Source organism: Sphingomonas sp. NPDC019816, from assembly GCF_050274375.1.
Taxonomy (GTDB): Bacteria; Pseudomonadota; Alphaproteobacteria; order Sphingomonadales; family Sphingomonadaceae; genus Sphingomonas.
In genome coordinates this window covers 1-13,093 of sequence record NZ_JBNNOB010000109.1, presented here as the reverse complement: position 1 = coordinate 13,093, position 13,093 = coordinate 1, and the positions used below count along the sequence as shown (strand labels likewise).

Below are 13,093 nucleotides of genomic sequence, written 5' to 3'. Positions count from 1 at the left end.
TTCCTCCTCGAATTCCTTCGTGAAACGTCGCTGCTTCGTCATCGAGTTCGCCTTTCACCTCAAGGGAACTCTCCACTTTTCCGGGGCAAGTCCAGATACGCTTTGCCAGACTTTCGAGCCGCCGCGGATCGAGCTTGAGCAGACCGCTGCGCTCGCAGGCCCTGATGGCCTCCTCTCGCTCGCGATCCTCAAGCTGCTTTCTCCGGTCGGCCAGGCGCTGTTCGTCCTGCGCCAGGGCCGCGCGCTCCTGTTCTAATGTTCGTGCCATACGCACCTCATGGTTCACGCTGATCGGGCTGCGAACGGAACCCAGACTATCGCAGCTGTGGCGCGCGTGAAACCCATGATTACGCCTGAGATGCCGCTGTCTCTGAACCTTGTCGTTCTTCCTGAAAATCCGCCCTGTTCCGCTCGGCTGAGCGGTCCGGAGCCGCGCCGGAGACGTCTTTTGCCCCCGGATCACCGACTGCGCCCTGCAGCCCTGGACCCATGGTTCAATCCTAGTCAGAAATGCACACCGAATGCACCTGCGGTTCAATATTATCCTGTAACACCAACATGTTGCGACGGCCGAGATATGTGGGACGAGCGACTATGTTTTCGCCTTTTGCGTCAAAGGACGTAAAATCAGCCACTTGCGCATAGTCGGCTCGACTACGCGATCCATGGAGGCATGACCCGCGTTGCACGCCAACGCGAATTCGAGTAAGAAAACAGGCAGGTTCTGAGACCCCGCCAGCCTCTCTGCTAGGAGGCTGGGTTGAGCAGTAAACTACGTCATTACAATGTGCGCCTGACGCCCGATCAATGGGCGCGCCTGACACGGCTGGCCGACGACCGGCAGCAAACCCCGGCAAAGCTTGTTCGCGACGCGGTGGACGCCTTCCTTGGCGCCAATGATCTTCTGAGCGCAAGCCAACGGCGTCTGGCCCGTATCAGCGAGTTCCAGCAGATCGCGCTCGATATCATTATCCGCGAACAATATCCCGAATATCGCGACCGCATCATCGCGGAAGCCGACAAGCGCCTGGAGCAATATCATGGCGCGTAAGGATATTCGCAACGACGGCCGGTCGGTTCCCCTGACCCACCATTCGGCCCGCGGCCGGGTCCAGCGCAACGCGGGCAATTTCACCCGCGGCAGCCAGCTCATCACTCATGAAATGCTCATGTGGTTCGCCGGCGCGAAGCTTCCGATCCTGCTCTGGTTCTTCGCCTTCCTCGCGGCCTGGTTCGTGATCATGTCGGTGCGCCTCGACGAGCACGGGTTCCAGCTCATCTGCATGAAGGTCTATGCGATGCTGTGGGAATGGATCGGGCTTGATCCCAACAAGCGGGTGAACGTCACCCTGCCGGACGGGCAGGTCCTGCGCACCATCATGCCCTATGTGCCCCATGTCCCGGAGGTCATCCGCGCCTGGTCGGTCGCGATGCGCGGGCTGCTTCGCGCTCTGCTGGTCTCCATCTTCGTGGCGATCCCGCTCGCCATCTGGTTCATCGACATGTCGCGCAAGCGCGGTCGATCGATTCTTCAGGAACGCCATGAACGTGGCGCGATGCTGGTTTCCCGCGATCTGCTTCATTCCGAGGTCGTCCAGCACAATCGGGCCAAGTTCGAGGACGAGGCGCGCAGGAGCTTTCCTAGCCTGTCGGTCGGTCAGGTCCTGCGCCTGCCCTTTGCCGAGCGCAAGGCAGGCGGCATCCATCACCCCTACACGCTCGCCGACATTCCCTATCCCCATCGCATGGAGCAGTCCCACACCATGCTGATCGGCACGACCGGCGCGGGCAAGACGACCGCGCTGCGCAGCCTGGTTGCGCAGATGCGCGCGCGCCAGGACAGCGCCGTTATCTTCGACCTCACCGGGGCCTATGTCGAAGCCTTTTTCGATCCGGAGCGCGACACCATCCTCAATCCGATGGACGAGCGCTGCCCGGCCTGGACGATCTTCAACGACTGCTCGACCTACAGCAACTTCACCTCCGCTGCGGTCGCGCTCATTCCTTCCGACGGCGGTTCCTCCGAACCCTTCTGGGCGCTGGCGGCCCGGACGCTCTTCATCGAGATGTGCATGCGCCTGATCGAGCGCGGCCAGACCAGTAATCTTGCCCTTGCCGAACATCTCATGACCGCCGACCTCAAGCGCGTTCATCGCTTCCTTGCCAATACGATCGCAGACCCGCTGACGGCGCCCGAAGCGGCCCGCATGGCAGAGTCCATCCGGGCGGTCTTCAATACCAACGCGCAGGTGCTGCGCTTCCTTCCCGATACCGGCGAACCCTTCTCGATCCGGCAATGGATGACGGCCGATCGAAAGCCCGGCTCCATCCTCTTCGTCACCTCGGATTACGACGATCTGGAAATGAACAAGCCGCTGCTCACGCTCTGGATGAACCTTGCCATCACGAGCCTGATGAAGCTGCCGCGCACGACCGCTCTGCGGACATGGTTCATGTTCGACGAGGTGGGCGCGCTGCACCGCCTGCCAGCGATCGAGAAGGGGCTCCAGACCGCCCGAAACTTCGGCGGCGCGATGATCCTTGGCCTGCACAGTTTCGAAAAGCTGGTCGAGGTCTATGGCGAGCAGGGCGCGCGCAATCTCGCCTCGCTCGCCCGCTCGAAGCTCATTCTTGCGACCGCCGATCTCGACACCGCCGAGCAGTGCGCACGCTACATCGGCAACCGCGAGGTCCGGCAGATGGATGAGGCCTATAGCTATGGCTATAACAACACCCGCGATGCCTCGACGCTGACCCCACGCAAGCAGGTCGAACCCCTCGTCATTGCCGATGACATCACCAACCTGCCGTCCCTCCACGGCTTCGTGAAATTCCCCGACGGGTTTCCCGCTGCCCGCATCAAGCTTGAATGGCAGGACTATCCTCAGGTGGCGGAAGGCTTCCTGCACCGGCCCGACCCGAAGCCGGTCCGTTCCCGGCGCGCCGAAGACCTGTTTGAAGACGCGGAAGAAGGGGAAGCGGGAGGACGCGACGGGGCCGGGCAGATCGTCGAGGAGGTCGCCGATCCGGTCAATGTCGCCAGGGACATGGCGGCGCGGATCCTCGATCCGGATGGGGACGAGACAAGGCAGGTTCGCAAGGATGAGGAGGGGGAAAAGCCGGGCGGCGAGAAGACGGCGCGGGTTGCCGCTTCGGACGATCCCGCGCGCCCGGGGGAGCGACAGGAGCGGCACGGTTCGCCTGCGCCGCCCCCGGTGCCGGCGGTCGAGGACCAGACCCTCATAGAGCTGCGCCATGATTTTTCCGCCGGTCTCGATCGCGACGGCGGATCGGACATGGGCATCTAGGCGGTGCTCTCTGTCGCCTCCGTCAGATCGGCGTCCGGCGCCGCGAATTATTTTGCCAAGGACGACTATTACACCGCCGACGGCAGCGCTGAGGTCAGCGGCTGGGCCGGGGAGGGAGCCGATGCCCTCGGCCTGTCTGGCGAAGTGTCGAGGGACAGCTTCGAGGGCATCCTCAACGGCAAGCTTCCCGACGGCAATCTGGTCGGCCAGGTCGAGAACCGGCAATCGGGCATGGACCTGACATTCTCCATGCCCAAATCGGCCTCGGTCATGGCCTATGTCGCGGGCGACAAGCGGGTGCTTGACGCGAACATGGCAGCGGTCAGGGCGACCATGAAATGGGTCGAGGCCAACCTTGCCGAAGGCCGCAAGGATGTGGACGGCAAGAAGGTGCCCTTCCGCACCGGAAACCTTGTCTATGCACTCTTTCAGCATGATACGAGCCGCGCGCTTGATCCCCAGGCGCACATCCACGCCGTCATCGCCAATCTGACGCGCATGCCCGATGGCAAATGGCAGGCGCTGCATAACGGGGAGATTTGGCGCAGCAACAGCGTGATCGGTTCGATCTATCACGCGTTCCTGCGCGAAGGACTGGAGAAGCTGGGCTACCAGATCGAACTGCGTGGCAAGCACGGAACCTTCGAAATTGCAGGGGTTCCAAAGGCGATCCTGGAGGCCTTCAGCCAGCGCCGGGAGGAAATCGTCGCCAAGGCAGGCGCCCTTGGAATCTCCAGTCCCCAGGGGATGCGGGAAGTGACGACCCGCACGCGTGACCCCAAGCTCAATGTCGAGGACCGCGACGACCTGCGGGCTGGCTGGATCGACAAGGCAGCCCGGCTCGGGTTCGATGGCAAGGCGCTGCTGGAGGCCGCCGTCGCGCGGGCCCAGCGCGCCCCGCCCGGCAGCGCGCTCGAGCGCGGCTACCGGGCCGTCAGCGACGCGATCGGCGGCGCGTGGGAGAAGATGTCGCAGGTGGTGCAACCTGGCGATCCGCTGGTCGATCGCGGGCTGGCGCGGCTCACCCAGTCACCCGCCGTGGCGCGAACCCAGCTGGCAGTGGCATCGGCGGTGCGGATTCTGGCGCAACGCGAAGCCGCTTTCAACGTGCGGCTCCTCACCAAGACGGCGGTCGATCTGGGCCTCAAGGGCGTGACGGCCGAAACAGTCGAGCGCCGGGTGGCTGCCTTGCTCGAGAAAGGCGCGCTCGTGCCGGAAGCCATCCGCCGCAACGACGGCGCCCTGCACATGGTGACGACGCCGCTCGCCCTGCACACCGAGGAGCAGATTCTCAGCCGGGTCGAAGCGGGCAAGGGCCTCGCCAGCGCGATAGTCCCGGCGGCCGATGCCCCTGACAGGTTGCAGGCGGCCGCCGGGCGCCCGCTCAACGCCGGCCAGCTGGCTGCCGCAACCATGATCCTTTCGGCTCCGGATCGGACGGTCATCGTGCAGGGCATCGCAGGTGCCGGCAAATCCACGATGCTGCAAAGCGTCGCACGGGTGGCAGAGGCAGAAGGACGGACCGTGCTAGGGCTCGCCTTTCAGAACAAGATGGTGGCGGACTTGGCCGACGGGGCGGGCATCAAGGCCCAGACCATCGCCTCCTTCGTCATCGGCCATGAGAAACACCTCGCCAATCCTCAGGGCCCCCATTTCGAGGAAGCGCGTGCATTGCTGGCGGGCACCATGCTTGTCGTCGACGAAACATCGATGGTGTCGAGCGACGACATGCTCAAGCTCCAGAAGATCAGCGCATTGATGGGGGTCGACAAGCTGGTGCTCGTCGGTGACCGCCAGCAGCTCTCCTCGATCGATGCGGGTAAGTCCTTCGCCCTTATCCAGGCAGGCGGCGGCACCATGGCGCGCATGGACGAGAATATCCGCCAGCGCACCGATCAGCTTCGCACGGTCGCGGCGCTCGCCAATATCGGTCAGGCCGGACAGGCTCTCAAGGTTCTTGGCGAAAAGGTCATCGAACATGACGCCCCGGCCGAGCATGCTGCGGAGCGCTGGCTCGCGCTTTCGCCCGAGGATCGCGCCGCCACTGCGGTTTTCGCGTCCGGACGCGAAGCGCGGACGACGATCAATGAGGAAATTCAGAAGGGCCTGGCTGCCGAAGGCACGCTCCGCGGAGAGAGCATAAGGCTCACCGTCTATGAGCGGGTCAACCTGACACGAGAAGAATTGCGCTATCCCGCCTCCTACCGGGCGGGGCAGACCGTCGAGGTCGGCCGGGGCGGCGCGCCCGACGTAGGCCTTCGCCCCGGCCGCTTCGACGTTCTCAAGGTGCAGGCCAATGGCCGGATCGAGATCAGCGATGGCCGGCGGCGCCATCGCATCGATCCGCAGAAGATCACGCCTGGCGAGCGACGGGACCAGCTGATGCTGACAGAGCGCAAGGAACTGACCCTGCGCGAAGGCGATCGGATCCGCTGGACCGCCAACGACAAGGATCGCGGCCTGCACAATGCAGCGCTCGCCCGGATTGTCGCCGTCAGCCGCGGAGGGGTGACCGTGGAAACGGCCGCGCGCGAGACGCTGACCCTGGCGCCCGGCGATCCCATGCTCTCGCGGCTCGACCTTGCCTATGCCCTCAACATGCACATGGCACAAGGCATCACCACCGACCGCGCCATCACGGTGATGTCGAGCTACGAACGCAATCTCTCGAACCAGCGGCTCTTCAACGTAGGCGTCACCCGTGTGCGCGACGACCTGACCCTGATCGTTGATGATAAGGACAAGCTCACCCTGCAGCTCGACACAAATCCGGGAAACAAGACGTCGGCACTCGAAACGGTCGGTCGCCTGGAAATCGATCGGCCCAAAGAAACAAGTTCGGGCAAAGGTGCGACCATTCCGTTCGATCCAGGGCCGCTTCCTGCCGGAAGCCTTTCGCCGCTTCCCGCCGACCTGCCACCGCTCAAGGGCGATGAAGCAAGAGCCGGGGTAGGGGCTCAGCGTACCGGGGCTGGCCTTGGTGGATCGACCGAAGGAAGGGCCGGACCCGATCTTTTGCCGCCCCTGCCGGAGCGAAGCCTTGGCCTTGATCTCTGAACGAAGGTGGGAAGAAAGCTCTATGGGATGGAGGCCATGCCCGCCTTGTCCCGGTCGACCGTATAGGGTAGGGGGGTATTGTATGGCTCACCTACATAGAGAGAAAGACGCGCTCAAGATGCGCGTCCGCCGCCTGATTGGCCAGCTGCAGGCGATCGAGCGCGGATTGGATACCGGTCAGGACTGTGCCACCACCCTACACCTCGCCGCCGCAGTCCGGGGCGCTGTGAATGGCCTGATCGATGAACTCATCGAATTCCATGTGAAGGAGCATGTCTCCGCGCCTAACCTGACCCAGGAGCAGCGGGACGAGGGCGCCGAGGCGCTCGTGACCGCAATACGCCGGTACGCCAAGTAAGAGATGACGTGCGAAGCTGCTCATGCCGTCAGTGGGGCGCGCGCCGCTAAAGGCAATAGGGCCGTGACGACGGGTATACGCCGGTTGAAGCCGACTTTCAAACTCCTGCACAGGTACTGATCTCATGCGATCTCCCTGCATCGATCTATGCTCGTTTGACGGCAAGACCGGCTGGTGCCGGGGTTGCGGCCGGACCATTCCTGAAGTGCGTATTTGGAAGAAGGCGCAGCCGCATCAATTACGCAAGATTACAGCTGAACTTCCCCGCCGATTGGCGAAGCTTGAAAAAGGGAAAGGCTGAACGCAGTCGGTCTTTTCGCCAGATTGCGCGCCCGGCTCCGCTGGGATCGCTGGTGGGGTCGATACGAGATCGCTCATGTTGTGCCTGGGTTTCTGCCGGCTTTTAGATGGACTGAACCAATGCCCGGTCTCTTCGAGCGGATATCTCCACGCCAGACCCAATAGACATCATATCCTGGAACTATTTCATTTCGCCTGAACCCCTTCGACGCTATTTTGCTGCCGTAGACAAGATGGGGTGAAGCTTCTGACACTCGACGGTTTTCTCACGGTCCTCGCACTTCTTGCAGCGCTCTATGCGGTGCTTAGCCCCGTGCAGCGGATCAGGCTCTCCATGTCCTGGCGATCGCAGCTGATCCTGGCGATCCCTGCCTGTATCGCGATACTTGCGTTCGAGCTGTTCGATATCAATCCCCCGTCCTGCCCGTCCATCCTCGGCGGCTTGTGCCGCTATCTTGAGCTTGGGACTGCAGATCCCGGCGTCCCGCGCAAGTTCGCCTTTCTGATTGCCTTCGCGTGGCTGATCGGCTCGGTCTTCATTCACCGCGCTGCCCGTCCGACGTTGCGCAGCCTTCCTGAGCTCACGCAGCTTGCGACGACCCTCGTCGATGAGGAGCAATATGACGACGCGATCAGACTGGTCGAGCCCCATCTTGAACTTATCGCAGTGGCAAGTTGCCGAAAATCGAAAATCCAGTTGGCCCATGACCGGCTGAAGGATTTCGGGCCCGTCGACCCGCAGTCGTTCGCAGCGTTCACACGGCCGCGCGGCCCGGGGCCACACCCATATCAAGGCGAGAACCTGCCCGATTGGGCGGCACGGCCGGTTCGTGCCCTTGCGAGGTTCGTTCCCGCCCATAAGCGCGCAGAGGAAGCAGCATCGGATATGCTTCAATTGCTCTTCCACTCCAACAGGCTGCTCGATCATATCGTCGATCGCCGCCCCCATTTCGGTGTCGCGCTGGCAAGGCTCGATGTTTATGGTTCGACCGAATTTGTAGGGCGCTATCTCACGCGCCTGATCGCGACCCCGGCAAGCGCGCTCTATCAGGAGCTTGCCGGCAACGAAATCTCCGAGAGCCCGATTGGCTACCAGCTTCCAGAGCGCAATCGGCTGCTGCACTTCCTGTTCGCCGACCCCCAGAACGCGGAGCGCCTGTCCGTCTGGAAGCCCATCGGAGACTATACAAAGCGGCTCCTCGCCGGCGACGAACGCCAGGACTATTGGAGCTACCTGAACGGCGATCCTGGCTGGTTCGAGAATGAGCGGAACAGCGATCCGGTGTGGAACGCCATGTTCTTCTTCGACATCATGGTAACCTCGGCCGCACGGCACGGGATCGAATATCACATGTGGCTCTACTATCTGCCGCGCTTCGCCGACCTGCTCGAGAAAGGCTATGATTCCGATGGTAGCGGCATCGACAAGGAAGCAGAGTTCCCAACACGTGCCGCGCGGCTTCTGTACGAGCTTGTCGGCTTCCTTACCTCTTGGGTGACCCTCTACGATCGGTTGCCTCAAGGCTCGAGGCTCCGGCTCATGCCCGACCGTCATGATCGGGGCAGTGCCATCCCGCATTCGGCGGCCATTGCGCTCGGCGAGACGCTCGCGATCGTCCTGGCCTCGGAACGGATCAACGACGGCGTCATCCAGACCCTTCACGACGTCACTCTGCGTGCAATTCGGGAAATCCACGACGATGGCATGCGGCAGTATCTGACCGAGGCGATCTTGCGCGGCGGAGAGAGCAAGGTGTCCGCGCCGCATCTTGACCGCTTGGCAGATCGGTTCATCCGCATCGACGCTTACGATCAGCATGAGATGGCGGATTATGCCGATGCCCTAAACGCCTGCCTCTCCGCCGTTCCTCGTCCGCGAAGCCGGCGCGCTCCATTTTAGTCTGACCATGCGATCGACCAATTTCAGATTGTACCTCTACGACGCACTCTTCGATCCAAAGAGCGTGGGTGCGCGTCGTTGTCACGACAGGCCTATTTCGCGGAGCGCCTGACGAATGATCTGCCATCCGCCTGAAATCCCGAGGGCTGCCAGCACGGCGGCGACGGCAATATCGGGCCAGCCGGTTCCCGTTCCAAAGACCCCCCAAGCGGCGGCAACCACCGCTATGTTGCCAATCGCGTCATTGCGCGAGCATATCCAGACGGATCTGCGATTGGCATCGCCGTCTCGATGACGCCATAGCATTACGGCGCAGATCAAGTTGGCCAGCATGGCCAGAGCGCCAACCACACCCATAGTCTCTGCCGCCGGAAGGGTTCCCCTCATCGCCATCCAGACTGTGCTGGCGATGACCCAGAGACCAAGAAGCAAGAGCGTTGCGCCCTTCGCCAGCGCCGCGCGGGATCGCCAGTAGAGCGCCAGCCCAGCCACACCAAGGCTGATTGCGTAGTTTGCTGCATCGCCCAGAAAGTCGAGGGCGTCAGCCTTCAGCGCCGCAGACCCTGCGCTGACGCCCGCTGCCAGCTCAATGCAGAACATGCCGCCGTTGATAGCGAGCGCGATCCAGAGCACTCGACGCCACCCGGGGTCGTTGGCCGACGAGATATTTTCCGAAACACCGCAGCATCCGCCTGCCATCCGCCATCTCCAAATTGAACGATGGCAACCCATATACGGTCTGTAGCAACTACAGGGTCAAGAGCATGGCGTTGACGATCGGTGAAATGGGTAAGGCCACGGACACGAATATCGAGACGATCCGCTATTATGAACGTATCGGCCTGCTGCCCAAGCCGCCGCGCAATACGAACAATTATCGCAATTATGGGGACGCGGAACTCTCCCGGCTGTCGTTCATCCGTCGTGCGAGAGACCTGGGTTTTTCGCTCAAGCAGGTGCGTGCGCTGCTGAGCCTCTCGGATGATAGCACCCATGACTGTGCCGCCGTCGATGAGATTGCGAGAACCCATCTCGTCGAGGTTGAGCGCAAGCTTCAGGACCTTGCAGCGCTTCAGCGAGAGCTCAAATCCGTCATCAGTTCGTGCGGCGGCGGTGCCGTCGCCACCTGTCGGATCATCGATACTCTGCGACCGTGAGAAACTCGGGCTCAGGTTGGTCCGGTGTTGCGCGACGGTCTCTCGATCACGCCGATGTGCTCCGTCCCAGGTTTTTCTTGTCCAAGGCGGTAAGAACATCGTCCAAAGCTAAAGCGCCCGGTGCGGTTGCCAAACGGCGATAGTCGGCCTGCAGTTGCTCCACTGCCTGACTATTGCCCGTCTCGAAGGCATGCGAGGCGACCAGAACGGGCTTTCCGAAGTCGAGCGACCACAGCCCGTTCGTCCTGGTTTGCGTGCGGATCGGGAATGTCTGGATCCCGGCAAAGAGCCAGTCGCCAACCTCGACGATCCCGTGGCCGACCCCGGCCGTAAAGTTGGGAATCACTTGGTTTTCTGGAACCTCGGTGCTCGCCTGCATTTCGCTGGTCGTCATGAAACGGTGAAACAGCTCCAGTCGCTCGCACCCTGCCATATCCATGATCGAAATCTGAGGCGTGCGGGCCTTCAAGTGCCTCGATACGCGGCGCAAAGGGACGATCAATTCCGCAAAATAGGCCAGATCGTCTCTGAACGAGAGCGGGTCCATGGCGGCCATCGCACCAAAAACCGGTTCGTCTTTGACGCTGATCCGGACATCGACAGCGCCTTGACCCGCCCAGCTCGAAAAGCGCAGGATCTGCTCGAGCTCTAAGGGCGTGTGCCGCCGAGTTTCGGAAAAGTTGCCGTTGATCGAAGACCTGCCGTTTGGCCACCAGATGATGTCGACGAGCGGCGTTTTGAAGCGATATTTGTAGGCGTCTTCAGGCAGTCCCGGGATGGCCGGGACAATGACCTCGCCTTGCAGCTCGATCTCAACGCCATCGGGGCCGAGCATGCGTATGTCGCAAATGTCAGAGGCATTGGCGCGAAGGGACGCTGAATGCATGTCCATGTCCGGCAGGGGGAAGGGCAAGTCGACGTCCAGCCTGCGCGACACCATCGAGAATTGCGACTTCGGAAGGCTCCCCCCCAGTCCGAGCGTATGGTCCACCAGGTCGCCGATAGACGAAAGCGGTCCGAACGTGAGCGTTCCAACGATATCGGGCGGCGGCACCAGGATATTCTTGGCAGCGGCATAGTCGCTGCCAACCGAACGCACCGTTTCCTTCATCCAGGCAAGCAGCGCTTCGCCTTCATGATGATCGCCGTCCTTCATGGTGAAGTTGAACCACATGTTGTTGAAATCGTCTTCGGGAACGCCGTCGCGGGCAGCTTCGCGCGCGCGTTTGAGCGTGCGCTGGATAAGTTCTTCCCAGAAATGGGCCGCGTGCCAGGTCGGAACCGTACTGTCGGCCGCAAGGTTCATCAGAACGACGAAACAGGGGTTCGGGCTGCGCGCCAGCTTGACTGCGTTGCTAAGCCGCATCCGGACATGGAGGCCGTCTGACTCATGGCTTTTGGTCTGGACGAAACAGGCGGGCAATGCGCGCTGCATATCAGCAGAAACGAAGGGCGCCGGCTCATGAGGAAACTCGACGATATGGTCCCAGCCATGATCGTCTTCCGAAGGCTCATTGCAGGTGATGCCAAGATCGGAACAGAGTGTTGAGAAACGCTTTTCGCCAGATCGGCCGAGAAATCTTGCCATTACCATAGTATAGCGTGCGTAGCTGGCAAGCGCGATGCCCAAGCAGGTGTAGACGAGGAAAAGAATGTGAGTGCCGGGCGAGGGGCCGGCGGCAGGGAAAAATCTACGGCCGGAACGAAGTGCAACGGCTCTCGCAAGCCCCAAGCGCGTTTCGAAGCGCATCAGGAGGAGAGTTCACTTGGCCCACGACCATCGAGAGGGCGGCGGTTCGCATGATCATACCGCCGGCGCGAATACGAAAATGCTGGTGCTCGCGCTGGCGCTCACGTCGACATATCTGATCGCCGAAGTGATTGGAGGCTTCGTCTTCAACAGCCTCGCGTTGCTGTCGGATGCGGCCCATATGCTCACGGACGTGGCTGCGCTCATCATTGCCTTACTGGCGATAAAGGTGGGCAGCAAAGCGCCGGATGAAAAGCGCACCTTCGGATACAGGCGGTTTGAAATATTGGCAGCAGCCTTCAACGCGGTATTGCTGTTCCTTATTGCGATTTATGTTTTCGTCGAGGCGATAGACCGTTTCAGTCAACCGCAGGAAATCCAGTCCTGGGGGATGTTGATCGTGGCGGCGATTGGCCTTGGCGTGAACCTCATTTCGATGAGGCTGCTGACCTCTGGCAAGGATCAGAGCTTCAACGTCAAGGGCGCCTATCTCGAAGTCTGGGCCGACATGATTGGTTCGGTCGGTGTGATCGCCGGTGCGCTTGTCATCCGCTTCACCGGCTGGACCTGGGTCGATCCGATCGTCGCGGTCGCGATCGGCTTGTGGGTACTACCGCGAACCTGGATCCTCCTGCGCGATACCACCAATGTACTGCTTGAGGGTGTGCCGCGTGGCCTCGTGCTGGGGCAGGTGCGCAAAGCCATCGCGGCTATCGACGGCGTGAATGATCTGCATGACCTGCACATCTGGTCGACGTCGAACGATGACGTCAGTTGCTCGGTGCACCTGACCCTTGAGGTAGGGGCGGATTCTGACGCGGTAAGGCTCAAAGTTACTGACTTGCTGGATGAGCGCTTTGAGATCCACCATGTTACGGTACAGACCGAAGGAGCGGATCAGGCCTGCGATCAGGAGATCGTGCATAATTGACTGGCTCGAGGGTTCCTTTCAGACCCCTGCTCGTGCCGACGCGCAGAGTAGGTTAGCGATGTCGGCGGCCAGCGTCCCTGCCATCCGCCGTCACGATCGCTAATCCAGTCAAGCGCGGCTACTCCTCTCCATAGGCGCGTTTGCGCTGGGCCGCGCCCTGGCTGGCGCGTCTCTGCTCCCACGCCATGGATTGCTCAAGCTCCCTGCTGCGGCCTATCGCATAAGCTTTGACGTGGGGTGGACTTGCCCCGCTTAAGTGGAGAGGCATTTGCTCAGCGTGACGCGGTTCGTTCGAACTGCGCGGGGCTGATGTAGTCGAGCGCGGAGTGACG

General features: G+C 61.7%; 11 protein-coding genes. 9 read left to right on the top strand and 2 right to left on the bottom strand.

Features of this window, described 5'->3' with window-relative positions; all coding sequences use genetic code 11:
* From ACQKJZ_RS14430 to ACQKJZ_RS14400, 7 genes are all read left to right on the top strand, one after another.
* Positions 1-256: hypothetical protein (locus tag ACQKJZ_RS14430; RefSeq protein WP_427731785.1), on the top strand; the 256-nt coding region annotated here is incomplete at its 5' end.
* Positions 257-760: 504 nt separating this feature from the next.
* Entirely contained in the window at positions 761-1,051 is a 291-nt protein-coding gene (locus ACQKJZ_RS14425; RefSeq protein WP_125961532.1) for a hypothetical protein, read from the top strand.
* Positions 1,041-3,308, top strand: coding sequence for a type IV secretion system DNA-binding domain-containing protein (locus tag ACQKJZ_RS14420; protein WP_125961531.1), 2,268 nt, complete (start codon positions 1,041-1,043; stop codon positions 3,306-3,308). The genes ACQKJZ_RS14425 and ACQKJZ_RS14420 overlap by 11 nt, the downstream gene beginning before the upstream one ends.
* 3 nt (positions 3,309-3,311) lie before the next feature.
* Complete coding sequence (gene mobF / locus ACQKJZ_RS14415; protein ID WP_125961530.1) at positions 3,312-6,365, top strand: MobF family relaxase; 3,054 nt, start codon at positions 3,312-3,314, stop codon at positions 6,363-6,365.
* An 82-nt stretch (positions 6,366-6,447) separates the two neighbouring features.
* Positions 6,448-6,723: a metal/formaldehyde-sensitive transcriptional repressor gene (locus tag ACQKJZ_RS14410; RefSeq protein ID WP_125961529.1), complete on the top strand. Its 276-nt coding sequence runs from the start codon at positions 6,448-6,450 to the stop codon at positions 6,721-6,723.
* Between the two features lie 124 nt (positions 6,724-6,847).
* Positions 6,848-7,024, top strand: coding sequence for a DUF1289 domain-containing protein (locus ACQKJZ_RS14405; protein WP_125961528.1), 177 nt, complete (start codon positions 6,848-6,850; stop codon positions 7,022-7,024).
* A gap of 237 nt (positions 7,025-7,261) precedes the next feature.
* Entirely contained in the window at positions 7,262-8,923 is a 1,662-nt protein-coding gene (locus tag ACQKJZ_RS14400; protein WP_125961527.1) for a hypothetical protein, read from the top strand.
* Positions 8,924-9,004: 81 nt separating this feature from the next.
* Here the strand turns inward: ACQKJZ_RS14400 and ACQKJZ_RS14395 are convergent, their stop codons facing one another.
* The gene (locus ACQKJZ_RS14395; protein WP_125961526.1) at positions 9,005-9,622 is read right to left on the bottom strand and encodes a cation transporter; all 618 of its coding nucleotides are present in this window, start codon (positions 9,620-9,622) and stop codon (positions 9,005-9,007) included.
* 65 nt (positions 9,623-9,687) lie between these two features.
* Between ACQKJZ_RS14395 and ACQKJZ_RS14390 the strand changes: the two genes are divergently transcribed.
* Positions 9,688-10,080, top strand: coding sequence for a MerR family transcriptional regulator (locus tag ACQKJZ_RS14390; RefSeq protein ID WP_125961525.1), 393 nt, complete (start codon positions 9,688-9,690; stop codon positions 10,078-10,080).
* Positions 10,081-10,126: 46 nt separating this feature from the next.
* Here the strand turns inward: ACQKJZ_RS14390 and ACQKJZ_RS14385 are convergent, their stop codons facing one another.
* On the bottom strand, positions 10,127-11,830 hold the full coding sequence (locus ACQKJZ_RS14385) for a hypothetical protein (protein ID WP_125961524.1): 1,704 nt from the start codon (positions 11,828-11,830) through the stop codon (positions 10,127-10,129).
* 16 nt (positions 11,831-11,846) lie between these two features.
* On the opposite strand from ACQKJZ_RS14385, the gene ACQKJZ_RS14380 reads away from it, so the two are divergent.
* On the top strand, positions 11,847-12,761 hold the full coding sequence (locus ACQKJZ_RS14380; protein ID WP_241211922.1) for a cation diffusion facilitator family transporter: 915 nt from the start codon (positions 11,847-11,849) through the stop codon (positions 12,759-12,761).
* The last annotated feature ends 332 nt before the right edge of the window (positions 12,762-13,093 follow it).

Coding starts and splice junctions, on each gene's coding strand:
- ACQKJZ_RS14410 (WP_125961529.1), top strand. CDS start 6,448: ATGGCTCACCTACATAGAGAGAAAGACGCGCTCAAGATGCGCGTCCGC.
- ACQKJZ_RS14385 (WP_125961524.1), bottom strand. CDS start 11,830: ATGCGCTTCGAAACGCGCTTGGGGCTTGCGAGAGCCGTTGCACTTCGT.
- ACQKJZ_RS14390 (WP_125961525.1), top strand. CDS start 9,688: ATGGCGTTGACGATCGGTGAAATGGGTAAGGCCACGGACACGAATATC.
- ACQKJZ_RS14420 (WP_125961531.1), top strand. CDS start 1,041: ATGGCGCGTAAGGATATTCGCAACGACGGCCGGTCGGTTCCCCTGACC.
- ACQKJZ_RS14405 (WP_125961528.1), top strand. CDS start 6,848: ATGCGATCTCCCTGCATCGATCTATGCTCGTTTGACGGCAAGACCGGC.
- ACQKJZ_RS14395 (WP_125961526.1), bottom strand. CDS start 9,622: ATGGCAGGCGGATGCTGCGGTGTTTCGGAAAATATCTCGTCGGCCAAC.